The sequence below is a fragment of the Streptomyces sp. AC512_CC834 genome, from assembly GCF_019049325.1.
GTDB lineage: Bacteria > Actinomycetota > Actinomycetes > Streptomycetales > Streptomycetaceae > Streptomyces.
Map to the genome: position 1 here is coordinate 41080 of NZ_JAGMUO010000024.1, position 22942 is coordinate 64021.

Sequence of the window (22942 nt, forward strand, 5' to 3'; positions counted from 1 at the left end):
AGGTGCCATGGCCACCCGACGCGCCGATGATCGCGAAGGGCGTCCCGGTTCACGACGGCGGTCAGGTTACGGACAGGTCACGGACGGGTCATCCGCAGCACGTCCAGCGCCTGGTCCAACTGCTCGCCGGTGAGGTCGCCGCGCTCGACGTACCCGCCCTCCAGGACGACCTGACGGATCGTCTTCCGCTCGGCCAGCGCCTTCTTGGCGACCTTCGCGGCCTCCTCGTACCCGATGTACTTGTTCAGCGGCGTGACCACGGACGGCGAGGACTCGGCGTACTCGCGGGCCCGTTCGCGGTGGGCGACGATCCCGTCCACGGTCCGGTCGGCGAGCAGCCGGGAGACGTTGGCGAGCAGCCGTACCGACTCCAGTACGTTCTTGGCGATGACCGGCAGCATGACGTTCAGCTCGAAGTTGCCGGCCGCTCCCGCCGCGGCGACCGTGGCGTCGTTGCCGGTGACCTGGGCGGCGACCATGAGTACGGCCTCGGGGATCACCGGGTTGACCTTGCCGGGCATGATGGACGACCCGGGCTGGAGGTCGGGCAGCGAGATCTCCGCGAGCCCGGTACGCGGCCCGGACGCCATCCAGCGCAGGTCGTTCGCGATCTTCGTCAGCCCGACGCCGATGGTCCGCAGTTGCCCGCTCGTCTCGACGATGCCGTCCCGGGCGCCCTGCGCCTCGAAGTGGTCGCGCGCCTCGGTCAGCGGCAGCCCGGTCGCGCGGGCCACCTCCTCGATGACGGCGGCGGAGAAGCCGGGCGGGGTGTTGATGCCGGTGCCGACGGCGGTGCCGCCCAGCGGCAGCTCGGCGAGGCGCGGGAGGGAGGCGCCCAGCCGCTCGACGCCGTACCGCACCTGGGCGGCGTATCCGCCGAACTCCTGGCCCAGGGTGACGGGCGTGGCGTCCATGAGGTGGGTACGCCCGGACTTCACGACGTCGGCGAACTCCTCCGCCTTGCGCTCCAGGGCCCCGGCGAGGTGGTCCAGGGCCGGGATCAGGTCGCGGGTGACGGCGGCGGTGGCGGCGATGTGGATCGAGGACGGGAAGACGTCGTTGGACGACTGGGAGGCGTTGACGTGGTCGTTGGGGTGCACGTCGCGGCCGAGCCGTTCACCGGCCAGGGTGGCGATGACCTCGTTGGTGTTCATGTTGGACGAGGTCCCCGACCCCGTCTGGAACACGTCGACGGGGAAGTGCTCGTCCCACTTCCCGTCGGCGACCTCGCCGGCCGCGTCCTGGATCGCGCCGGCGACGTCCTTGTCGAGTACGCCCAGTTCGGCGTTGACCTTGGCCGCCGCGCCCTTGATCCGTGCCAGCGCCTCGACGTGGGCGCGCTCGATGCGCTGCCCGGAGACGGGGAAGTTCTCCACGGCGCGCTGCGTCTGGGCCCGCCACTTGGCGTGGGCGGGCACCCGCACCTCGCCCATCGAGTCGTGCTCGGTGCGGAACCCGGTCCTGTCCTGCTCGTCGGCCATCGACGATCACCTCCACCGGTCACAGCGTCCTGGATGCGACCACTGTTCCCCGTATTCCCCGTGTTCCCCGTTTCCCCGTGGAGGTGAACCGTCACGGGCAGGGCTCAGGCGAGTCCGGGGCCCCGCACCGGAATCGTCGTGAACGTCGGGGCCGGCGCCGGATCCTGGAAGAAGTCGTTGCCCTTGTCGTCCACCACGATGAACGCCGGGAAGTCCTCGACCTCGATCTTCCAGACCGCCTCCATGCCGAGCTCCTCGTACTCGACGACCTCGACCTTCTTGATGCAGTCCTGGGCGAGCCGGGCCGCGGGACCGCCGATGGAGCCGAGGTAGAAGCCGCCGTGGCTGTCGCACGCGTCGGTGACCTGCTTGCTCCGGTTGCCCTTGGCGAGCATCACCTTGGAGCCGCCCGCCGCCTGGAACTGCTCGACGTAGGAGTCCATCCGCCCGGCGGTGGTCGGCCCGAAGGACCCGGACGCGTACCCCTCCGGCGTCTTGGCCGGACCCGCGTAGTACACCGGGTGGTCCTTCAGGTACTGCGGCATCTCCTCGCCCGCGTCCAGCCGCTCCTTGATCTTGGCGTGCGCGATGTCGCGGGCCACGACCAGCGGACCGGTCAGCGAAAGCCGGGTCTTGACGGGGTGCCTGGTCAGCTCGGCGAGGATGTCGTCCATCGGCCGGTTGAGGTCGATCTTCACACTCTGCCGTTCAGCGGCTTCGCCGCGGGCACCGTCGCCTTCGAGGTGCTCGTCCGTCGTCTCCGGCAGGAATCGCGCCGGGTCGGTCTCGAGCTGCTCCAGGAAGACGCCCTCGGCGGTGATCTTCGCGGTCGCCTGCCGGTCGGCCGAGCAGGACACGGCGATGGCGACCGGGCAGGAGGCACCGTGCCGGGGCAGGCGTACCACGCGCACGTCGTGGCAGAAGTACTTGCCGCCGAACTGCGCGCCGATGCCGATCTTCTGGGTCAGCTCGAAGACCTTCTCCTCCAGGTCCTTGTCCCGGAAGCCGTGTCCGAGGGCCGAACCCTCGGCCGGGATCTCGTCCAGGTAGTGCGCGGAGGCGTACTTGGCGGTCTTCAGCGCGTACTCGGCCGAGGTGCCGCCGACGACGATCGCCAGGTGGTAGGGCGGGCAGGCGGCCGTGCCGAGCGAGCGGATCTTCTCCTCCAGGAACTTCATCATGGAGGACTCGTTCAGGACGGCCTTCGTCTCCTGGTAGAGGAACGACTTGTTCGCCGAGCCGCCGCCCTTGGCCATGAACAGGAACTTGTAGGCGCCGCCGTCGGTCGCGTACAGCTCGATCTGGGCCGGGAGGTTGGAGCCGGTGTTCTTCTCCTCCCACATGGTGAGCGGAGCCATCTGCGAGTAGCGCAGGTTCAGGTTCTTGTAGGCGTCGTGGATGCCCCGGCTCAGGGCCTCCTCGTCGCCGCCCGCCGTGAGCACGTTCTGCCCGCGCTTGCCCATGACGATCGCCGTGCCGGTGTCCTGGCACATCGGCAGCACGCCCGCCGCCGCGATGTTCGCGTTCTTCAGCAGGTCGAGGGCCACGAACTTGTCGTTGGCGGACGCCTCGGGGTCGTCGACGATGCGGCGGAGCTGCGCCAGGTGGGCCGGGCGCAGGTAGTGCTGGATGTCGTGGATGGCCTCCTCGGCCAGCTTGCGCAGCGCCTGCGGCTCCACCTTGAGGAAGGTCCGCCCGTCGGCCTCGACGGTGGAGACACCCTCGGCGGTCACCAGCCGGTACGGAGTGGTGTCCTCGCCCTGGGGGAGCAGATCGGTGTACGCGAACTCAGGCATCTCGCCCATTCCTCACTCGACATCACGCGCGGCTGGATTCCTCAGCAACGACGGCTGGCCTCCATCGGCAGCGCCAACCAGCGTAAAACCTGCCCGCGGCGCCGAGCTTGTGAGGTAAGGCTCAGTTCGCGACGAACCGGTCCGCGACGACGGGTCCGCGACAAGGTTGTCCACAGGGGTAGTCGCGATCTATCGCGTTTCGGTACGCTACTGCCGTGGACCTTCAGAAGCACGCCCAACCGCAGGACGCGGCCCCGCGCGGCACCGCAGTGCGCACCTCCGAGCTGCGCGCCTCGGACGCCGACCGTGACCGCGTCGCCGACATGCTGCGCGAAGCCCTCGCCGAGGGGCGGCTCGACGCCGCCGAGCACGCCGAGCGGGTCGAGGGCGTGCTGGCCGCCAAGACCGTCGGTGAGCTGGACGTCTTCGTGCGGGACCTGCCCGCCGGACACCGCGGCCGGGACACCGGCGCCCCGGCTCCCGGCCGCCCCACCGCCGGCGCCATCCCGGCGGAACCCGACGAGAACGTGGTGGCGGTGTTCAGCAGCGCCGTCCGCAAGGGCCGCTGGCGGGCGAACCGCCGCATCCACGCGTACGCGGTCTTCGGCAGCGTCGAGATAGACCTCAGCGAGGCGGTCTTCGAGTACCAGCAGGTCGTCATCAAGGCGTTCTCCGTCTTCGGCAGCGTCGAGGTGCGCGTCCCGGAGAACGTGTCGGTGCGCGGCGCGGGCGGCTGCGTGCTCGGCAGCTTCGAGGTCCACACCCTCGACTCCACCGAGCCCGACGCGCCCGTGATCTACGTGGACGGCTGGGCGGTGCTGGGCAGCGTCGAGGCGCGTCCCAAGCGCGGCAAGGTCGTCGCGGACATCCTCGAGCGGGTGCACCGCAGGGTCGAGAAGGGGCTGCGCAAGCACCTGTAGCGCCGCACCGGCAGCCGCCGCGGACCCTGTGCATAGGCGCGCGCACAACGGGTAAGCCTTGACGCATCGTCTCTCGCTCGCGAAGCCGTCGTCAGGAGTAGACCGTGCTGCAACCGCCGCATTCGTCCCTGCAGGTCGCTGCCGTTCCGGCCCAGCGGGTGCCCGTGCGGGACAGGGACCAAGACGCTCCCTGGCACACCGAGGCGGTGTGCCGGCGCGACGAGGCCGGACTGTTCTTCGCCCCCTCCAAGGAACCTACCGCTGCCCGGCTCTCCCGCGAAGAGGCCGCCAAGCGCGTCTGCGCGCGCTGTCCGGTCATGGTCGAGTGCCGCGAGCACGCCCTTCTGCAACCCGAGCCCTACGGCGTCTGGGGCGGCCTCACCGCCGCCGAACGCCGCGTGGTCCTCGCGAGGCGCCGCCGCCGCGACGTGGAACTGAAGAACGCGGCCCGCACGACGGGCCGCATAGCGGCGGCCGGCTAGCGGCGGCGGGACAGCCGCGGCGGGACAGAACGCACGCACGCGAAAGGGCACCCTCTCCGCACAGAGGGTGCCCTTCTCACGCCGGGTCGGCAGAGGCCCTGCGAGGCGCGGGGCCGTGTCCGGTCTGCGGCTCCGCCGCGCGGGCGCGGGCGCCCCGCGAGACCGACGGAGTCACTTCGCCCGGTCGAAGTCGATCGCGCTGTACGCCCGCAGCTTGCTCAGCCGGTGCTCGGAGTCGATCCGCCGCACCGTGCCCGACTTGGACCGCATCACGATCGAGTCGGTCGTGGCCGTCTCGGACCGGTACCGCACCCCGCGCAGCAGCTCGCCGTCGGTGATGCCGGTCGCCACGAAGAAGACGTTGTCCCCGGAGACCAGGTCGTCGGTGGTCAGCACCCGCTCCAGGTCGTGCCCCGCGTCGATCGCGCGCCGGCGCTCCTCGTCGTCCTTGGGCCACAGCTTGCCCTGGATGGTGCCGCCCAGGCACTTCACCGCGCAGGCCGAGATGATGCCCTCCGGAGTGCCCCCGACGCCGAGCAGCAGGTCGATGCCGGTGCCCTCGCGCAGGGCCAGGATCGAGCCGGCCACGTCGCCGTCGGAGATCAGCTTGATGCGGGCGCCGGTCTCCCGGACCTCCTTGATGAGGCTCTGGTGCCGGGGCCGGTCGAGGATGACGACGGTGACGTCCTCGGGGGTGCGGCGCTTGGCCTTGGCGATCCGGCGGATGTTCACGGACACGGGCGCGTTGATGTCGACGAAGTCGGCGGCCTCCGGACCCGTGACCAGCTTGTCCATGTAGAAGACGGCGGACGGGTCGAACATGGAGCCGCGCTCGGCGGCGGCCAGTACCGCGATCGCGTTGGTCATGCCGTTGGCGGTCAGCGTGGTGCCGTCGATCGGGTCGACGGCGATGTCGACCTCGGCCCCGGTCCCGTCGCCGACCCGCTCCCCGTTGAAGAGCATGGGGGCCTCGTCCTTCTCGCCCTCTCCGATGACGACGACGCCGTTCATCGAGACGGTCTGGACGAGGGCCCGCATGGCGCGCACCGCGGCACCGTCGGCACCGTTCTTGTCACCGCGCCCGACCCAGCGGCCGCCGGCCATCGCCGCGGCTTCGGTGACCCGTACCAGTTCCATGGCGAGGTTGCGGTCGGGGGCCTCTGAGGGGACGTCCAACTCGGACGGCAGATGATGCTCGGTCATCGGAACGCACCTTTCTGATACGACGACGGCCGGATGAGGGTGTGCCCAGACTCTATCGCCAGTCCGACAAAATGAGCAGGGGACCCCACGTATGAGCGGATCAGGCACCTGCGACGATAGGGGACGTGGCAGGTATGACAGGCAAGCAGAAGTCGGCCCGGGACATGATTCTCTCCCTCGGGCTCATCGTCCTCGCGGCGGGCGTGATCTGGATCTTCATTCCGCACGACGACAGCGAACCGGACATGAAGCGGGTCGACTACCGGGTCGAGCTGCTCACCGCGCAGCGCGCCGCGTCGTACCCGGTGGCCGCGCCGGAGGGTCTGTCCGAGGACTGGAAGCCGACCTCAGTCCGTTTCCGGGGCGCCGACTCCGAGGCCTGGCACCTGGGCTTCCGCGCCCCGGACGGCGAGTACGTGGCGGTCGAGCAGTCCACGAAGAAGGCGTCCACGTTCATCGACGACGCCAGCCAGGGGGCGCGGGCGACCGAGCGGACCGAGGAGATCGGCGGCCGGACGTGGACGCGGTACACGGGCGGCCGGTACGACGCGCTGGTGCTGCACGGGACCGGGGACATGAAGGGCGCGACGACGGTCGTGGCCGGCACCGGGTCGTTCGAGCAGCTCGGCAGGATGGCGGCGGCGCTGAAGCTGGCGTGATGGATGGCAGGCAGTGACTGACGAAGCCCCCGGCGAGACGCCGGGGGCTTCGCCACGTGTGGACGGCGGCGCGTCTCAGACCGTGGTGACGACCTGGTCGTACGCCAGGCGCGGGGAGCGCGGGAACCAGGCGTCGGGGCCCGGGCGGCCGATGTTGACGACCATCAGCGGGGTGTGGTCGTCGTCCAGGAACTCCTTGCGGACGCCCTCGAAGTCGACGCCGGTCATCGGGCCGGCGGCCAGACCGGCGGCGCGGACGCCCACGATGAAGTACGCGGCCTGGAGGGACGCGTTGAGCGTCGCGGCACCCTCGCGGACCGGACGCTCGCTGAAGAAGGCGTCCTTGACCTGGGGCGCGTGCGGGAGGAGGTGCGGCAGCTCCTCGTGGAACTCGTTGTCCGCCGACAGGATCGCGGCCAGCGGGGCGGTGGCCGTCTTGGGCCGGTTGCCCTCGGACATGTGCCGCACGAGACGCTCGCGGGCCTCGGCGGAGCGGACCAGCGTGACGCGCAGCGGCGACTGGTTGAAGGCGGTCGGGCCGTACTTGACCAGGTCGTAGATCGCCTGCACCTGCTCGTCGGTCACCGGCTCGTCGGTGAAGGCGTTCGCGGTACGGGCCTCGCGGAACAGCAGGTCCTGGGCGGCGGGGTCAAGAATCAGTGACACGGCGTTGATCTTCCTTGGGGGTGCGTCGGCTGCGCGCGGCGTGGGGGCCGGAGAGCCGTTGACGAGGGCGACACTACGACAAAGAAGTTCAAGCTTCAACCAAAAAAGGAGTGCGGTGATCCGCTTCACAGGGTCGCCGGGGTCACGGGGTTATCTGTCAAGTGGCGTGGATCACAGGTGTCCGGCGATCACTTCTCCGGCCGCACGAGGTCCTGCATGGCAGTACGCCGTCATCCGGATCCAAGGAGCGCACCGACATGAGCAGCAACACCCCGAAGGGCCCCGCCTCCTACTTCCCGTCCATCGAGAAGAAGTACGGCCGCCCGGTCGCGGAATGGAAGGACCTCATCCGCTCCTCGCCGCTCACCAAGCACATGGAACTGGTCGCCTGGCTCAAGACCGAGCACGGCCTCGGCCACGGGCACGCCAACGCGCTCGTCGCGCACACGCTGGCCGAGGACACGACGAAGGCAAGCTGACGAAGGCGGGCTGACGAAGGCGAGCTGGGGCCGGCCCGGTTCAGGAGGCCCCGTCCGCGTCCCCGTCCCCGTCCTCCGGGCCTGCCTCCTCGGCCAGCGCCGCGTCCAGGCGGGCCCGGGCGCCGTCCAGCCGGCGGCGGCACACCTTCGCCAGCTCCTCGCCCCGCTCCCACAGGGCGAGGGACTCCTCCAGCGTCGTACCGCCGGCCTCCAGCCGCCGGACGACCTCGATCAGCTCGTCCCGCGCCTGCTCGTACCCGAGCGCCTCGGACATCGCCGTCGGCTGCTCCACCTCGCTGGTCATCCACCCACCCTATGTGTCGACTCGTACGGAGAAATCGCCCTCGGACACGCGCGCCCGCAGGGTCTCGCCCGGCTCCACCTCGCCGGGGTCGCGGACCGCGTGGCCGTCGGCCCGCTGGAGCACGGCGTATCCGCGCTTGAGGGTCGCCGCGGGGGAGAGGGCCACCACGCGCGCGTGCGTGTGGGTCAGCTCGGAGTCGGCCCGGTCGAGGTGGTGCCGCAGCGAGCGGCGGCCCCGCTCCAGCAGGGCCGTCACCTGCTCGGCCCGCTCGTCGAGCATCCGGTGCGGATCCTGTATCGACGGCCGGGCCAGCGCGTGGGCCAGCCCCCGCTCCTCACGGTCGACGTACGCCGCCACGCAGCGCCGGGCACGGTCCCGCAGCAGCCGTACCCGCTCGTACTCCTCGCCGACGTCCGGTACGACCCTCTTCGCGGCGTCGGTCGGCGTGGAGGCGCGCAGGTCGGCGACCAGGTCAAGCAGGGGACTGTCCGGCTCGTGGCCGATCGCCGAGACGACCGGCGTACGGCAGGCCGCGACCGCCCGCACCAACTGCTCGTCGGAGAACGGCAGCAGATCCTCCACGCTGCCACCACCGCGCGCGACGACGATCACGTCCACGTCGTCCATCGCGTCAAGGTCCTTCACCGCCTGCACCACCTGCGGCACGGCGTGCACGCCCTGCACCGGGACGTTGCGCACCTCGAAGCGGACGGCGGGCCAGCGGTGCCGGGCGTTCTCCAGGACGTCCCGCTCGGCCGCCGAGGCCCGCCCGCACACCAGGCCGATCAGGTGCGGCAGGAACGGCAGCGGCTTCTTGCGCTCCGCCGCGAACAGCCCCTCGCGCGCGAGCGCCTTCTTGAGCTGCTCCAGCCGCGCCAGCAGCTCCCCTACGCCCACCGGCTTGATCTCGGCGGCCCGCAGCGAGAGCTGCCCCCGCGGCGCGTACCACTCCGGCTTGGCGTGCACGACGACCCGCGCACCCTCGCCGACCACGTCCGCGACGGCGTCGAACACCTGCCGGTAGCAGGTCACGCTCACCGAGATGTCGTACGACGGGTCGCGCAGCGTCAGGAACACCACACCGGCGCCAGGCCGCCGCGACAACTGCGTGATCTGCCCCTCGACCCAGACCGCGCCGAGCCGGTCGATCCAGCCCCCGATCAGCCGTGACACCTCGCCCACGGGCAGCGGACTTTCGGGAGTCGAGTTGGCAGCCATGCGACCGAGCGTAACGGCCGGGTCCGACATTGACCCGGGCCCGCCGAGGCGGCCCCCGTCTCACACCTTCGCGTCACACCTACGCGTCACACCTTCGCGGTGCCCGTGTCCCGCCGCCCCCGCCACTGCGCCGCCAGCACGACCAGGCCCACCGCCAGCCAGATCGCCCCGACCACCTGCGCGGTTCCCGACGCCTCCACGATCACCGCGATGGTGATCGCCGCGCCCAGCACCGGGATCAGCACGTGCCGCCACCAGCTCACCGGGCCCGATCCGCGCCGGACCGCGAACCAGCCCACCACGCTCGCGTGGAGCAGCGTGAACGCGGTCAGCGCGCCCACGTTGACCACCGAGACCAGATGGTCGAGACCGTCGTCCCGGCGTGCCGCCCACACCGCCGCCGCCATCGTGATCACGGCCGACACCAGCAGCGCCACCCGCGGCACCCCGGCATCCGTTCGCGACAGCGCCCCCAGCAGCCGCCGGTCGCGGCCCATCGCGAACAGCAGCCGCCCGGCCGCCGCCTGCCCCGCCAGCGCCGCGAACGCCGCGCCGATCGCCTTGCTCACCGCCACCAGGTCGTGCAGCCACGTGCCCACCGAGGCGTCCACGGCGTCGTAGAACGCCGACCCCTGCCGCTCCGGCTCCGCCGCCAGTTGCGCCGACGACACCGGCTCGAGCAGCGCCACCAGGTACGTCTGCGCCACGAACAGCACACCGGCAAGCGCCAGGCAGAACAGCAGCGCCCGCGCGACCTTCGCCGACCCTCCGGTGACCTCCTCGGCGAACGTCGCGATCGCGTCGAAGCCCAGGTACGACAGGACTGCCACCGACACCGCGCCGACCACCGCCGACAGCGCGAACGCCCCCTGCGTGCCGTCCCCGGACAGCGGTGACAGCCAGTCGCGCGTGGCCCCGTCCTGCGCCAGGACCACGATCGCCGTGACCACGAACACCACCAGGACCACGATCTCCATCGCCAGCACCAGGAAGCCCACCCGGGCCGCCGCGCGTACCCCCCACAGGTTCAGCAGGGTCGTGACGACCACCGCGATCGCCGTCCACACCCACCGGGACACCTCGGGGACCAGCGCCTCCATCGCGATGCCGGAGAACAGGTAGGCCACGGCCGGGATGAGGACGTAGTCCAGCATCGCCATCCAGCCGGCGATGAAACCGGCCCCGTTGCCGAGCCCCACGCGCGCGTAGGCGAACACCGACCCCGCCTGGGGGACGACCCGCACCATCTGGGCGTAGCTGAATGCGGTGAACGCCATCGCGATCGTGGCGACGACGTAGACGAGGGCGACCGCCCCGTGCGACTTGGCGTCCAGGGTGCCGAAGACGCCGACCGGCGCCATGGGCGCGATGAACAGCAGCCCGTAGACGACCAGGTCCCTGAAGCCGAGACTGCGCCTCAACCGCTGTTCCCCACCGGCCCCCGGGGCCGTCGTACCGGTCTGCGACATCGTGCCTCCGCCAGCGCCTCGGACTCTGCCTGGGAACGTTCCCGCCAGTCTCCCCGGCAACGCCGCACCCACGCGATCTTTGACCCGCCGAACGCGGCCTTACGATGGGTGCCATGACTGCTTCGCCTGGCCGCCGTGTCCTGCTCGCCGCCCCCCGTGGCTACTGCGCGGGTGTGGACCGCGCCGTGATCGCCGTCGAGAAAGCCCTGGAGCAGTACGGGGCTCCCGTGTACGTCCGGCACGAGATCGTTCACAACAAGTACGTCGTCCAGACCCTGGAGAAGAAGGGCGCCGTCTTCGTCGAGCGGACGGAGGAGGTCCCCGAGGGGAACATCGTGATGTTCTCCGCGCACGGCGTGGCCCCCGTCGTCCACGAGGAGGCCGAGCGCGGCAGGCTCGCCACCATCGACGCCACCTGCCCGCTCGTCACCAAGGTGCACAAGGAAGCCGTCCGCTTCGCGAACGACGACTACGACATCCTCCTGATCGGCCACGAGGGCCACGAGGAGGTCATCGGCACCTCCGGCGAGGCCCCCGACCACATCCAGCTCGTCGACGGTCCGGACGACGCGGCGAACGTGGAGGTCCGCGACCCGTCGAAGGTGGTGTGGCTGTCGCAGACCACCCTCTCCGTCGACGAGACGATGGAGACCGTCGACGCCCTCAAGGACAAGTTCCCGCAGCTCATCTCCCCGCCGAGCGACGACATCTGCTACGCCACGCAGAACCGCCAGCTTGCGGTCAAGCAGATGGGCGCCGAGGCCGACCTGGTGATCGTCGTCGGCTCCCGCAACTCCTCCAACTCCAAGCGGCTCGTCGAGGTCGCCAAGCAGGCCGGTGCCCGCGACGCGTACCTCGTGGACTTCGCCGCCGAGATCGACGCGGCCTGGCTGGACGGCGTCACCACCGTCGGCGTGACCTCCGGCGCCTCCGTCCCGGACGTCCTGGTCGAGGAGGTCCTGGAGTGGCTGTCGCAGCGCGGCTTCGAGGACGTGGAGATCGTCAAGGCCGCCGAGGAGTCGATCATCTTCTCGCTGCCCAAGGAACTGCGCCGCGACCTGCGCGACGAGGCGGCGTCCCTGGTGGCGGAGCGGGGCGGCTCGGGCACGGCGGGCACGGCAGGTGCGGCGGGCACGGCAGGCACGTCAGGTGCGGCGGGTACGCCGGGGGAGTGACCGTCAGTCCTCCGTCGTAACGTAGGGCCATGCAGATCTTCGGCGTGGACATCGGCGGATCCGGGATCAAGGGCGCCCCTGTGGACCTCGACAGGGGCGAGCTGGCCCAGGAGCGCTGCAAGGTGCTGACCCCGCACCCGGCGACCCCCGACGGCGTGGCCGACGGGGTCAAGGAGGTCGTGGAGCACTTCGGCTGGACCGGCCAGGTCGGGCTCACCTTCCCGGGCGTGGTGACGGGCGGCGCCATGGTGCGCACCGCGGCCAACGTCGACAAGGGCTGGGTCGACACCGACGCGCGGGCCCTGTTCGCGGACCGGCTGGGCGGGCTGGACGTGACGGTCGTCAACGACGCCGACGCGGCGGGCGTCGCCGAGATGCACTTCGGTGCCGGTCGCGGCCGCAAGGGCACGGTCATCCTGCTCACCTTCGGCACCGGCATCGGCAGCGCCGTCTTCGCCGACGGCGTCCTCGTCCCCAACAGCGAGCTGGGTCACCTGGAGCTGGACGGACACGACGCGGAGAAGCGCGCCGCCAGCAAGGTCAAGGACGACCACGACATGTCGTGGGAGCACTGGGCCCACCGCGTCCAGAAGTACCTCGCCCACGTCGAGATGCTGTTCTCGCCGGAGCTGTTCATCATCGGCGGCGGGGTCAGCCGGAAGTCCCAGAAGTTCCTGCCCCACATCGAGGGCATCCAGGCGGAGATCGTCCCCGCGCAGCTCCAGAACAACGCCGGGATCGTCGGGGCGGCGATGCGGGCGGCCGGCTGAGCGGGGCCGGTCAGGCCGGGGGCCGGTTGCGGGCGGCGGCCCGTCGCCGCATCAGCCGGATCCGGCGGACGATCACGGTCGAGCCCGCGACCAGCGTCCCGCCGTACAGCCATCCCGCCTCGGTGGCCAGCGCGGTCACGATCCCCATCAGCCGCCCACCGAGGCCGCCGTCCCCGCTCTCGGCCACGGGCACGAGACCCACGGCGAAGGCGATCGGCACGATGACGGGGGCGGTCAGCAGGTCGCCCCTGCGCACCCAGAGCGCGGTCAGCAGGCTCACCGGCACGAACAGCACGCCGTAGACGGTCAGGGACGCGCCGAACAGCAGTTCGTCCAGGAAGCCGAGCACGACCATCACGGCCGCGCAGAACAGGCCGCTGCCCAGGCCCGTCAGCCGGGGGTTGGGCATCGCGCGCAGGGCACGCACCCCCCGCGCGAGGGGCGAACCGGACGGCGGGGCGGGCCGCACCGCCGCCGCACGAGGTCCCACCCGCCGGGCGGCAGCGGCGCCGCCCCGCCCCTGCGGGGGCAGCGGCGCCCGGCTTCGTCGCGGTACGTACTGCGGGGGTCGCGTCCTGTGTTGCTCCACTGGACCAACTTAGGTCGGTTTATGTGCCGAATAGGCCGACAGACACGCCGTCGGTCGGAGCCTGGCCAAGTGTTCGACTCGTAGCGGGGGCGGTACCGGCCACCCCGTAGACTGGTGGATCGGCCCACGCCTGGCCCGCCCCGCCCCACCCCTCCGCATCCTCACGTACGGGAAGTCGCAACGTGTCGCTCACGATCGGAATCGTCGGTCTGCCGAATGTCGGCAAGTCGACCCTGTTCAACGCCCTGACCAAGAACGACGTGCTCGCGGCCAACTACCCGTTCGCCACGATCGAGCCCAACGTCGGCGTCGTGGGCGTCCCCGACCCCCGCCTGACGAAACTGGCCGAGATCTTCTCCTCCGACAAGATCCTCCCGGCCACGGTCGACTTCGTCGACATCGCGGGCATCGTGCGCGGCGCGAGCGAGGGCGAGGGCCTGGGCAACAAGTTCCTGGCCAACATCCGCGAGTCCGACGCGATCTGCCAGGTCATCCGCGCCTTCAAGGACGAGAACGTCGTGCACGTCGACGGCAAGGTCTCGCCGAAGGACGACATCGAGACGATCAACACCGAGCTGATCCTCGCCGACCTTCAGACCATCGAGAAGGCCCTGCCGCGCCTCCAGAAGGAGTCGCGGATCAAGAAGGACATCCAGCCCAAGGTCAAGGCGATCGAGGAGGCCAAGGAGATCCTGGACAAGGGCGACACCCTCTCCTCCCGGGGCATCCTCCAGGGCACGGAGCGCGCGGAACTCCTGCACGACCTCCACCTCCTCACGACGAAGCCCTTCCTCTACGTCTTCAACGTCGACGAGGACGAGCTGACCGACGACGACTTCAAGAACGACCAGCGCGCCCTCGTCGCCCCCGCCGAGGCGATCTTCCTCAACGCCAAGCTGGAGTCGGACCTCGCCGAACTGGACGAGGACGAGGCCCTCGAACTCCTCCAGTCCGTCGGCCAGGAAGAGCCCGGCCTCGCCACCCTCGCCCACGTCGGCTTCCGCACCCTCGGCCTCCAGACCTACCTGACGGCCGGCCCCAAGGAATCCCGCGCCTGGACCATCAAGAAGGGCGCCACCGCCCCCGAGGCCGCCGGTGTCATCCACACCGACTTCCAGAAGGGCTTCATCAAGGCCGAGGTCATCTCCTACGACGACCTGGTCGCCACCGGCTCGGTCACCGAGGCCCGCGCCAAGGGCAGGGCGCGGATGGAGGGCAAGGAGTACGTGATGCGGGACGGGGACGTGGTGGAGTTCCGCTTCAACGTCTGATACGTCCGGCGAAAGGCCGTCTGACCTGCGACGGAGCGGTTGGGTGGCCTTTGCTGTCCGTACGTACGCACCGCGAGGGTTCACCACCCGTGGACCAGTCGTGTGCCCAGCGGCGTTCGTGTGTGCAGAACGGACGTACCCTGACGCTCCGTCGACACCAGACCTGCCTGGCGCAGCGCAGCGGCATGGCGGCTGGCCGTGGGCACGGACGTACTGATTCTGGCAGCCAGCGCGGACGTGGTGTGCCCGACGGCCAGCGAGCGCAGCGCGGCGGCACGGGTCGGGCCGATCAGGAACTCCAGGGCAGATGCGGTGCGCGGGTCGGAGCCGGTTCGCGGAATCCATACCTTGCCCCGGCCCGCCGGATACACCAGGACGGGCGGCAGCGCCGGATCGGCGAGTGCGATGGGGTGGTGGTGGCAGAAGAAGCTCGGGATCAGTGTCAGACCACGGCCGTACAGATGGAGGTCCCGCTCCACCGGATAGTCGACCTCCAGCACGGGAGGGCGCCAACGGGCCGTGGGCGTCAGGAGGCCGAGCACGGTCTCGGGGCCCTCCGTCAGCGCCCGCCGCGACAGGGTGTCACGGACGTGGGCCATGCCCAGCGCCATGTCCGCCACATACGGGGCGATGGCCGCAGCGTAGTAGCGGCGCAGCACCGAGCCGAGACGAGCCAGCGCGGTCGGCCGGCCGCGGGCGATGTCGTCGAGCCACATGGGCGGCCGCGGCAGCCCCTGGGCGAGGAGGCCGATGTCGGTGCGCAGCCGCCGGGGGCGCGTGGACATGACCGTGTCGATCGCGGTGTCCACACACCCCGGTGAGTCGAGGGCCGGGGTGAGGAAGTCGGGGAAGTAGGAACGGGCCGGGGCCAGTGTGGTCAGCAGATTCAGGTCCGCGCCCAGCCGAGCCGTGGACAGCGCGGTACGGGCGCGCCGCTGCCAGGGCGCGAAGAAGGCGGCCGGGCCGACGAGTTGATGCACGCTGAGGACGGTCTCCCACAGCGGGTCCGTTACCTGCGCGAACCGGACGCGCCCTCTGTCCTCAGCCGTGAAGTGGATCCGCAGCATGCCGTTTCCCCCGTTTCCCCCGTTGCGGTGCGGCCGTTGCCCTCGCGTCGAGACGCCTGCGCCCCGACGGCAGCGGAAGTCCGCCCGTCCTACCGTGGTCGGCGCCGCCGTTGGTCGATGGCGGCATCCCCACCTCACGTACTCGTCGCCCGTGCGTCAACCGGAACATCAGGGGGTGACAGAAGTGGACAAGAGGTGGTATGGGTAGGCGGCGCTCAGGGCCCCGAGGTGTTCAAGGCGCGTGCGTCAGCGGCTCGGCCGCGGACCGTGCGGCGGACGCGTGGTCAAGGCGCCGCAGCGACGGTGCGAGCGCTCCGGCGCAGGCGGCGATCACGCCGACGACGGCCACCATGCCGATCGCGAGCGCGGCGGCGCCCTCCTTGCCCGCTCCCAGCATGTCGGCCGCGGCCGTACCCTCGCCGATGGCATCGCCGAGGGCGGAGTCGACCAGTGGCCCCGAGCCCAGCAGGCCGACGGGGAGGGTGATCTGGGTCAGCACCCGTCGGGCCCCGAAGACCCTGCCCTGTTGCTCACTCGGGACCTCGCCCTGCCACAGGGTCTGGTAGGAGGTGTTGATGACCGGCGGCACGAACGCGGCCAGGAACGCCGCCGCGGCCAGCAGTACAGCCGTGTGTGCGACCGCCATCAGCATCGGGCCAAGAGCGCAGCCCACCGCCATGCCCAGTGCCACGAACCGGGCTCGTGCGCGTGGCCCCTGCCACACGCTCATCAGCAGCGCCCCGAGCACCCCGCCGGTGCCGCCCGCCGCGACCACCGTACCCAGCAGCACACTGCTGTCGTCACCGCGCAGCAGTACCAGCGGCAGGTTGAGGGCGTAGGCGACGCCACCCACCAGGTTCATGACGAGGAACAACCCGGTCAGGGCACGCAGCGGCGCACTGCGCCAGATGTACCGGAATCCGAACAGCAAGTCCGAGCGCAGGGTTCTCGGTGCCGCAGGCGCGTGCTTCGGGTCCGCCCCGGCCCGGTGATCGGGGACCTGCGTCATCAGGAGCGCGCACACCCCGACGAGATACGTGGCCAGGTCGACGAGGATGACACCACCCAGGCTGAACACGGCGAGGAGCACGCCACCCGCCGCCGGGGCGAGCACCTCGGAGGCCGGGTCGCCCAGGGCCACCAGCCCGTTCGCCCTGCTGCGTCGGTCGTCCGGCACCAGGTCGCTGACCAGCGCGGAGTACGCCAGCCAGTGGAAGGACTCCAGCGCTCCTTCCAGTACGGCGAGCACCATCAGGTGCCAGACCTGGAGCTGGCCGGACGCGTACAGGCCGAGCAGGGCGGTACTGCACAGGGCGAGTCCGGTGTCGCACAGGAGCATCAGTGCCTTGCGGCTCAGCCGGTCGGCCAGGGCACCCGCGAGCGGACTGAGCAGGAGACCGGTGGCGAACGAGCAGAATGTGAGCAGCGCGAACTGGGTCGCGGAGCCGCTGGTGCGCCAGGCCCAGACGGTCACCGCGAACCAGCCGAGGCCGGAACCGAGCAGCGACACGAACTGCCCGATCCACATGATTCTGAACTGTCGGTAGCCGTCTTGGCTCATGGCTGCGAGTGCTCCGGGTACGACAGTGCGGGAATGGTGACGAGGGTGTAGCGGGCCGCGCTGGTGACGGGATCCACCCAGTGCCATGCCTTGGGGTCGTGCGTGATGTAGCGCCCCGCCCGGTCCACGACCCTGACCGCCCGCCCGTCGGCGTCCTGTGCGACCAGGGCATCGGTGTCGGACGTGGTCAGCATGTACAGGCCCTGCTGGAGCGAGTCCCGGTGCGGCAGCACGTAGTCGCCCGGGTCGTAGCGGTTGATCTGGACGTACAGGTCCGGGGGCACGGTGCCGGGCGGGAGGATTCCGGCCAGGATGGCGGCGTGCAGTTCCTGGGGCATCCGATCTGCCTGCAGTACGTGGTACTGGTCGTCGTCCTCGTACTCCGAGTCACGGTAGGGGTCGAACGGCTCTCTGTCCGCGAGCCGTTCACTCGGAGTCCGCCGGGCCGGGTAGTCGGCGAAGAGGGCGCGGTGGCGCTCGGCCAGAGCGACGATCTGGGCGTGGTTGGCGACCACGTTGTTCATGACACGCAGCTCACGCACGGCGGCCTCCCAGGGTGAGGGTGTAGCGGGTGTCGCCCAGGACCGGGCTGGTCCAGCACCAGGTGTCGGGCCGTGCCTGAAGGCCGAGGCCCGGCTCGTCCGCCACCCGTACGAAGCGTTCGCCGTCCCACACGGTGCAGCCGTCGAGGGCCGCGCCGGTCAGCGTGCACACCACGACCCAGGCGAGGCCGTCCGACGCCCCCGGCAACCGGTCCCGGAGCCGGTGCGGCAGGGCGTAGCCCCCGGGCGAGTAGCGGTGCAGGGCGATCCGGAGCGGCTCGCCGGGCAGGACGCCGACGTCGATCCGGGCGGTGAGGGCGTCGCGTTCGGGGCCTTCGGGCAGGGATACGCCGTGCTGGTCGGACAGTGTCTCCAGGGCCCCGGTGTCCGCCACGGGCGTGTACGGGGCGGCGCGGGCGAGCTCGATGACGGTGGCGCTCTCACGGACCAGGCCGGGGCGCAGCACCAGCGGCGGCAGGGTGTTCGCAGTGAGGGACATGGTCATTCCAGATCGTTCAGGTCGACGGGGACGACATCGGGGTAGGCGGCGCGGAGTGCCGCGATGTCGCGGTATCCGGCGAGCTCGGCGAACAGGCCGACGACGCGGTCCCGGGAGGGGCCGTTGCGTGCCCCCATCGCGATCTTGAAGAGTCCGCGCCGGTCGCTGAGTCGGGGCACGATCGTCTCGAAGCGGTGGCCGCGGAAGCCGAAGCTGGAGCCCCGCGAGAGCGTCAGCCCCCGGAGGCGGGCCTCGTGCTCCACGACCGCGAGCAGCAGCCCGTGGCTGTCGAGGGAGTCCTCGGCGAGATGGCACACCACGAAAGGCGCCCGCGCCCACGGCTTGTGGGCATCACCGCCCAGCGACGGATGGACGATCCGCCGGAACAGGCCGCCGCGGTGCCGGGACAGCACGGTCGCCACGAGGGCGTTGTTGAGGAACACCGACTGGCCGTGCTGCCGCGTCGTCCGCGGGTCCAGGACGAACGGGGCCTCCAGGGCAGCCAGTTCGTACAGCGAAAGGCCCGTACCGGTGATCGTGCGCATCTTGCGCAGCACGGACGCGATGTCCCCGGCCTGCGCCCCGGCCGAGTGACGGGTGTACAGACCCACAAATCCGGCGTTCGCCAACTCCAGTCCCTGCTGGTCGAGTTTGAGCCCGGAGCGGATCTCGACGACCAGGTCGGGCGGACAGGCGGCGAGGGCGTTCAGGAGGCCGCCGGTGGACCAGGCCGGGGACACGAGGGTGGTGTCCACGACCAGGACGCGGGGCCCGCCGGGACCGGCGGCACCCCACGCCCGTGCGAGCCCGGCCAGGTCCAGCGTTTCCAGCTCCCAGTCGTAGCGGACCGGCTCGACCAGGACGACATCCAGCTCACCGGCGCCGACCGCGCCCTGCAACTCACCCTGCGATCCGAACGCCCGAGGGGCGAAGCCGGGCCCGCGCAGCAGTTCGATCAGGACGCCGGTCTCGAAGTACGCGCCCCACTGGCCCAGGCGCAGCGGGACCCCGGGCGTCGGGCGGGACATGTTCAGATAGGTCTGCAGCACACCGGCGAGCGCGGCCATGCCGGTGCCGTACGCCACGAAGGCCGGCTGCCACGCCTGCGGTACCGCCGCGTGCGCGGCACACCGGCGCTCCAGGGCGGTGGCCGGGATGTTGCGCTCGTAGCTGTGGGCGACAGTGCGACCGGACGGCAGCCGGGGCAGGTCCGCGGTGAGCGGCGGGGAGCGGAAGTGGCGGGCTGTGCTGCGATGCGCCTGAGTGAGCCAGATCTCCCTGAGGCGCGCGGCCAGTTCGTCGAGAAGCCGCTCGCCGTCGACCGATTCGCACCGTGCCCCTTCGAGTACCTCGGCGACCGCGCCACGCCACGCTTTCCACGCCGTCTCGTCGCGCCCCTCCGGCAGGGCTTCCAACTGGCCGGCCAGGGCGAGCAGCCGCTCGCCCTCAGCGCGGCACGCGGAGGGATTCTCCACCACGGCCTGTCACCTCCTCGCCGTCGACGAGCCATTCGGCGGGCAGCGGCAGACCGTGCATCATGCGCGCCATGCTGCTGACGTAGGCGCCCGCGGACGACAGCAGCAGTCGGTCGCCCTCCTCGACGGGCGGCAGCGTCGCGGCGCGCAGGAGATAGTCGTTCTCGTAGCAGCTTGCGCCCGCGATGTCGTAGGGCCGGGCCAGACCGTCGCGGTCGGGTGTGACCCCCACGACCCGCGGCCTGGCCCAGTCGAGCAACGCCCAGCCGGAGGCGTCCACGGTGACGATGCGCCTGCCTCCCGGGTCGCGGTCCACGGAGGTGACCGCGACGGAGAGGAAGCCGGCCATCGCCGTCACGAGCATGCCGGGCTCGACGACCAGCTCCGGGCAGCGTCCGTGCGCGGTGCGGTACGCGTCCAGAAGGAGGCCGGTCTCCCGCCACGCCCGCCGGGCCCGGTCGCGTACCGCGTACAGCAGGGTCAGGCCGCCGCCGATGTTGACGCTGGTGACGTCGGGGAAGACCCGCAGACAGTTCAGCAGCAGCCGCACCAGCGCCACGACTCGTTCCGGTGTGGCCAGTTCGCCTGTGTGCGCGTGGAGCCGGACCACACGGATACCCGAGTCGGCCAGCAGCCGGTGCAGCTCGGGGTCGGTCGCGTCGACGCCGAACCGGCTCCAGCGCAGCCCGGCCCCCTCCGCGTCGGACGGCGACACCGGCACTCTCACGCGCAGTCCGATGGACGACGGCGGGTCGGCGACCGCGGCCAGTTGACGCAGCCGGGCCAGGCTGTCGACGTCCGGCAGCGCCCCGTTGTCCCTGCTCGCGCGCAGGGCGGCAGCGGACAGCGCGGGGCCCGTCGCGTGGACGGGGCGGAGTCCGGAGGCGAGCGCGGCCTCCAGTTCGGGCTCGCTGGCCACGTCGGCGCCGAGCCCGAGTGCGGCCAGGTGCCGCAGCAGCGGGGGAAACCGGTTGGCCTTGACGGCGAAGCACAGCCGCGCGTCGGACACAGGGGCGAGATCTGCGCGCAGGCTCTCCACCGTACGGGTGATCGCCGCCGCGTCGTACAGGAGGGCCGGGCTGCCCACGACGGCAGCGGCGCGCCGCAGGGCCGAGGACGCGGTGTCCGGGACGACGGCGGCGCCGGATTCGACGGCGGCGGTCATGAGCGGGGCCCGGTGGCGGCGTCCACGGTGCGCAGCAGCACATCGGCGGCGACGAGTCCGTCCACCTCGGACGCCGACGGCAGCACCTCCACCATGTCGATCCCCGCGATGCGACGGCTGCGGCAGAGCAGACCCAGCAGGGCCACCAGCTCCCGATGGGTGAACCCGCCGGGCAGCGGGGTCCCCGTACTGCCCAGAGCGGAGGGGTCGAGGCCGTCGACGTCGATGGTGACGTGGTAGGCGATGTCCTCGGGGAGCTGGGCCAGGAGCTGCTGCGGCGTGGCGGTGGCGGCCGTGGTGCCCGGCCACACCAGGCGTTTGTCGCTGGGGGAACAGCGCGGCTGCTCGAGCTGGCGGATTCCGTACTGGACGACCCGGTGGACGCTGTCGTGTCCGATGACCCAGTTCATCACGTTGCCGTGGTGCAGATCCCGCTCCCAGCCGTCCGTACGGGGCTCGGCGTAGTCGGTGTGCGCGTCGATGTGCAGCACGCCCAGTGCCTTGTGATGCCCGGTCAGCCCCTGGACGACGGGCCACGTGATGGAGTGGTCGCCGCCGATCACGACCGGCAGGCGGCCCGCGGCGGCGGTGGCGGACACGACCTGGGTGAGCATCGCGAAACTCGGCCCGTTGCGGGTGTGCACGACCTGCGAGATGTCCCCCACGTCGGCGAGCCGTCGCCCGGCGAGCAACTGCCGGCCGCCGACCGGGTCGTATGCACCCGGCGGTCCGTCGGCCGTGTCGCGGTACTGGAACAGCGCCCCGCTCGTCCGCCGCAGGAAGTTGGGCGCGAAGCGGCTGCCGGGGTGGTGTGTCACCCCGACGTCGTAGGGCATGCCGATGAAGACCAGGTCACTGGCGTTCCCGCGCAGCGCGTCGGCCAGCGGCAGGACGGGCGCGTTGAACATGCCGCCGCGACCGGTGGGCAGCGTCACCCCGTCGGGCAGGTACGGGACGAGCAGGCCCTGTTCGCGCAGCCCGGCCACGGACGCGTACAGCCGCTCCCGCAGCGCCGGGCTGTCGGCGACGAGCGGCTCGACGACGCTGCGTACGGTGCGCGGCACGGCGAAGGCGCGCCACAGTCCGGCGGTGGCGGTGCGCAGGCTGACACGGTGGGTCTTCTTCGTGTGCCACACGACTGTGGTCTCGCGGTCGGCGGAGAGGATCGCCAGGTCGGGATCGACCACGAGCAGTGCGGCCTCGACACCTTGGGTGTCCGGTTCAGTCACGGTCATGGACGTACTTCCTGATCCGTACGTTGTCGGTGAACCCGCAGCGCAGGTAGAGCCGGTGGGCCGTCTCGTTGAGGGGGTCGACGTTCAGATAGAGGTACTCGATGTCCTCCGCGGCGTGGACGGCCTCCAGGGTGTGCCGGACCAGCGCCAGGCCCAGTGACCGGCGCTGGTGCGGCTCGTCGACGGAGAGGTAGTCGAGGCGCGCGAAGTCGGTGTCGTCGACCCTGATCCACAACACGCAGCCGGCCACCTGGCCGTCCCGCTCGGCCACGGCGACCTGGTAGCCGTCGTCCAGGTAGTCGGCGAGCCGCGCCACGGGGTCGGAGCTCCAGTGGTGCTGACGCGCGAGCAGCGCGGAGACGGCCGCGAACGCGGCGTCGTCCCGGTCGGTGAGCGCCCTGATCCACGGGGTCCCCGGGCCGGACGTACCAGGTGCCGGGGCCTCCTGCACCGCGTACCGCATCTCCAACTGCCGTGAGTCGGCCCGCCATCCTGAGTCCACCAGCGCTGTGGCCAGCACGGTGTTCTCCTCCTGCACGTAGTTGAACAACACGCGCCCACCCGTGGGCACGGCGGTGAGCAGCCTCAGCGCGGCGGCGGCCGTCCTGCTGTCGTGGTGCGCCTCGTCGAGGAGCGGGCCGAACACGTACGTCGTGTCGTCGGTGTCGGACACCAGGAACCCGGTGAAGCCCACCGGCGCGCCCTCGGAGTCGCAGACGACGTGCACGAACTCCTCGAGGGAGGAGTCGTACAGGGCGAGTTCCGCGAGGAGTTCGGTCTCGTCCTCGCAGCGGGGGTATCCGATGCCCTCGGCAGGGACGGTGCTGCTGCGCGCGCAGAGCTTGCCGATGAACGTCAGGTCGGACGGGCGGGCGGGGCGGAGTGAGATGGTGGTCATGACAGACGAGCATCCTCC

At 71.2% G+C, this 22942-nt stretch carries 23 protein-coding genes; 7 read left to right on the forward strand and 16 right to left on the reverse strand.

The annotated features are described in order from the left end of the window. Window positions 1-77: 77 nt before the first annotated feature. Together KUM40_RS09135 and KUM40_RS09140 are read right to left on the reverse strand one after the other, a co-directional pair. Complete coding sequence (locus KUM40_RS09135) at window positions 78-1481, reverse strand: aspartate ammonia-lyase (protein ID WP_217164851.1); 1404 nt, start codon at window positions 1479-1481, stop codon at window positions 78-80. Between the two features lie 104 nt (window positions 1482-1585). Then, the gene (locus KUM40_RS09140; protein WP_217164853.1) at window positions 1586-3277 is read right to left on the reverse strand and encodes a fumarate hydratase; all 1692 of its coding nucleotides are present in this window, start codon (window positions 3275-3277) and stop codon (window positions 1586-1588) included. Window positions 3278-3492: 215 nt separating this feature from the next. Between KUM40_RS09140 and KUM40_RS09145 the strand changes: the two genes are divergently transcribed. Together KUM40_RS09145 and KUM40_RS09150 are read left to right on the forward strand one after the other, a co-directional pair. After that, window positions 3493-4197 (forward strand): DUF1707 domain-containing protein, encoded by a 705-nt coding sequence (locus KUM40_RS09145; RefSeq protein ID WP_374227359.1) that lies wholly within the window; start codon window positions 3493-3495, stop codon window positions 4195-4197. Between the two features lie 104 nt (window positions 4198-4301). Then, entirely contained in the window at window positions 4302-4679 is a 378-nt protein-coding gene (locus KUM40_RS09150) for a WhiB family transcriptional regulator (RefSeq protein WP_003973931.1), read from the forward strand. A 171-nt stretch (window positions 4680-4850) separates the two neighbouring features. Here KUM40_RS09150 and glpX read toward each other — a convergent pair whose 3' ends face one another. Continuing rightward, window positions 4851-5882, reverse strand: coding sequence for a class II fructose-bisphosphatase (gene glpX / locus KUM40_RS09155; RefSeq protein ID WP_217164856.1), 1032 nt, complete (start codon window positions 5880-5882; stop codon window positions 4851-4853). Window positions 5883-6016: 134 nt separating this feature from the next. Here glpX and KUM40_RS09160 point away from each other — a divergent pair, with 134 nt between their 5' ends. After that, the gene (locus KUM40_RS09160) at window positions 6017-6541 is read left to right on the forward strand and encodes a DUF4245 domain-containing protein (RefSeq protein WP_254394840.1); all 525 of its coding nucleotides are present in this window, start codon (window positions 6017-6019) and stop codon (window positions 6539-6541) included. 75 nt (window positions 6542-6616) lie between these two features. On the opposite strand, the gene KUM40_RS09165 is transcribed toward KUM40_RS09160, so the two are convergent. Further along, a complete protein-coding gene (locus tag KUM40_RS09165; protein WP_217164862.1) occupies window positions 6617-7207 on the reverse strand; it encodes a malonic semialdehyde reductase in 591 nt (196 codons plus the stop codon). Between the two features lie 257 nt (window positions 7208-7464). Here KUM40_RS09165 and KUM40_RS09170 point away from each other — a divergent pair, with 257 nt between their 5' ends. After that, window positions 7465-7686 (forward strand): DUF4287 domain-containing protein, encoded by a 222-nt coding sequence (locus KUM40_RS09170; RefSeq protein ID WP_217164864.1) that lies wholly within the window; start codon window positions 7465-7467, stop codon window positions 7684-7686. Window positions 7687-7726: 40 nt separating this feature from the next. Here the strand turns inward: KUM40_RS09170 and KUM40_RS09175 are convergent, their stop codons facing one another. The 3 genes from KUM40_RS09175 to KUM40_RS09185 form a co-directional block, all read right to left on the reverse strand. Beyond that, window positions 7727-7990, reverse strand: coding sequence for an exodeoxyribonuclease VII small subunit (locus tag KUM40_RS09175; protein ID WP_217164865.1), 264 nt, complete (start codon window positions 7988-7990; stop codon window positions 7727-7729). A gap of 9 nt (window positions 7991-7999) precedes the next feature. After that, window positions 8000-9208: an exodeoxyribonuclease VII large subunit gene (gene xseA / locus KUM40_RS09180; protein ID WP_217164867.1), complete on the reverse strand. Its 1209-nt coding sequence runs from the start codon at window positions 9206-9208 to the stop codon at window positions 8000-8002. 86 nt (window positions 9209-9294) lie between these two features. Then, window positions 9295-10677 carry an APC family permease gene (locus KUM40_RS09185; protein ID WP_217164870.1) on the reverse strand — a complete coding sequence of 461 codons (1383 nt, stop codon included), beginning with the start codon at window positions 10675-10677 and terminating at the stop codon, window positions 9295-9297. A 104-nt stretch (window positions 10678-10781) separates the two neighbouring features. On the opposite strand from KUM40_RS09185, the gene KUM40_RS09190 reads away from it, so the two are divergent. Then, a complete protein-coding gene (locus KUM40_RS09190) occupies window positions 10782-11852 on the forward strand; it encodes a 4-hydroxy-3-methylbut-2-enyl diphosphate reductase (RefSeq protein ID WP_217164872.1) in 1071 nt (356 codons plus the stop codon). A 29-nt stretch (window positions 11853-11881) separates the two neighbouring features. Then, complete coding sequence (gene ppgK / locus KUM40_RS09195; RefSeq protein WP_217164874.1) at window positions 11882-12622, forward strand: polyphosphate--glucose phosphotransferase; 741 nt, start codon at window positions 11882-11884, stop codon at window positions 12620-12622. A gap of 10 nt (window positions 12623-12632) precedes the next feature. Here ppgK and KUM40_RS09200 read toward each other — a convergent pair whose 3' ends face one another. Then, window positions 12633-13031: a DUF6542 domain-containing protein gene (locus tag KUM40_RS09200; protein ID WP_374227360.1), complete on the reverse strand. Its 399-nt coding sequence runs from the start codon at window positions 13029-13031 to the stop codon at window positions 12633-12635. Between the two features lie 362 nt (window positions 13032-13393). On the opposite strand from KUM40_RS09200, the gene ychF reads away from it, so the two are divergent. Next, window positions 13394-14482 carry a redox-regulated ATPase YchF gene (ychF, locus tag KUM40_RS09205; RefSeq protein ID WP_217164881.1) on the forward strand — a complete coding sequence of 363 codons (1089 nt, stop codon included), beginning with the start codon at window positions 13394-13396 and terminating at the stop codon, window positions 14480-14482. 80 nt (window positions 14483-14562) lie between these two features. Here ychF and KUM40_RS09210 read toward each other — a convergent pair whose 3' ends face one another. The 8 genes from KUM40_RS09210 to KUM40_RS09245 all read right to left on the reverse strand — a co-directional run bounded on the left by KUM40_RS09210 (window position 14563) and on the right by KUM40_RS09245 (window position 22924). Then, entirely contained in the window at window positions 14563-15549 is a 987-nt protein-coding gene (locus KUM40_RS09210) for a helix-turn-helix domain-containing protein (protein ID WP_217164883.1), read from the reverse strand. Between the two features lie 232 nt (window positions 15550-15781). Beyond that, window positions 15782-17197 (reverse strand): MFS transporter, encoded by a 1416-nt coding sequence (locus tag KUM40_RS09215; protein WP_308401096.1) that lies wholly within the window; start codon window positions 17195-17197, stop codon window positions 15782-15784. Beyond that, window positions 17107-17652 carry a 2OG-Fe(II) oxygenase gene (locus KUM40_RS09220; protein ID WP_217164887.1) on the reverse strand — a complete coding sequence of 182 codons (546 nt, stop codon included), beginning with the start codon at window positions 17650-17652 and terminating at the stop codon, window positions 17107-17109. The genes KUM40_RS09215 and KUM40_RS09220 overlap by 91 nt, the downstream gene beginning before the upstream one ends. Next, window positions 17645-18151 carry a hypothetical protein gene (locus tag KUM40_RS09225; RefSeq protein WP_217164889.1) on the reverse strand — a complete coding sequence of 169 codons (507 nt, stop codon included), beginning with the start codon at window positions 18149-18151 and terminating at the stop codon, window positions 17645-17647. Before KUM40_RS09225 ends, KUM40_RS09220 begins: the two co-directional genes overlap by 8 nt. Before the next feature lie 2 nt (window positions 18152-18153). Next, window positions 18154-19629 (reverse strand): hypothetical protein, encoded by a 1476-nt coding sequence (locus KUM40_RS09230; RefSeq protein ID WP_217164891.1) that lies wholly within the window; start codon window positions 19627-19629, stop codon window positions 18154-18156. Continuing rightward, the gene (locus KUM40_RS09235) at window positions 19598-20791 is read right to left on the reverse strand and encodes a hypothetical protein (protein ID WP_217164893.1); all 1194 of its coding nucleotides are present in this window, start codon (window positions 20789-20791) and stop codon (window positions 19598-19600) included. Before KUM40_RS09235 ends, KUM40_RS09230 begins: the two co-directional genes overlap by 32 nt. After that, window positions 20788-22026: an arginase family protein gene (locus KUM40_RS09240; protein ID WP_217164895.1), complete on the reverse strand. Its 1239-nt coding sequence runs from the start codon at window positions 22024-22026 to the stop codon at window positions 20788-20790. The genes KUM40_RS09235 and KUM40_RS09240 overlap by 4 nt, the downstream gene beginning before the upstream one ends. Beyond that, a complete protein-coding gene (locus KUM40_RS09245) occupies window positions 22013-22924 on the reverse strand; it encodes a GNAT family N-acetyltransferase (protein WP_217164897.1) in 912 nt (303 codons plus the stop codon). Before KUM40_RS09245 ends, KUM40_RS09240 begins: the two co-directional genes overlap by 14 nt. Between the last annotated feature and the right edge of the window lie 18 nt (window positions 22925-22942).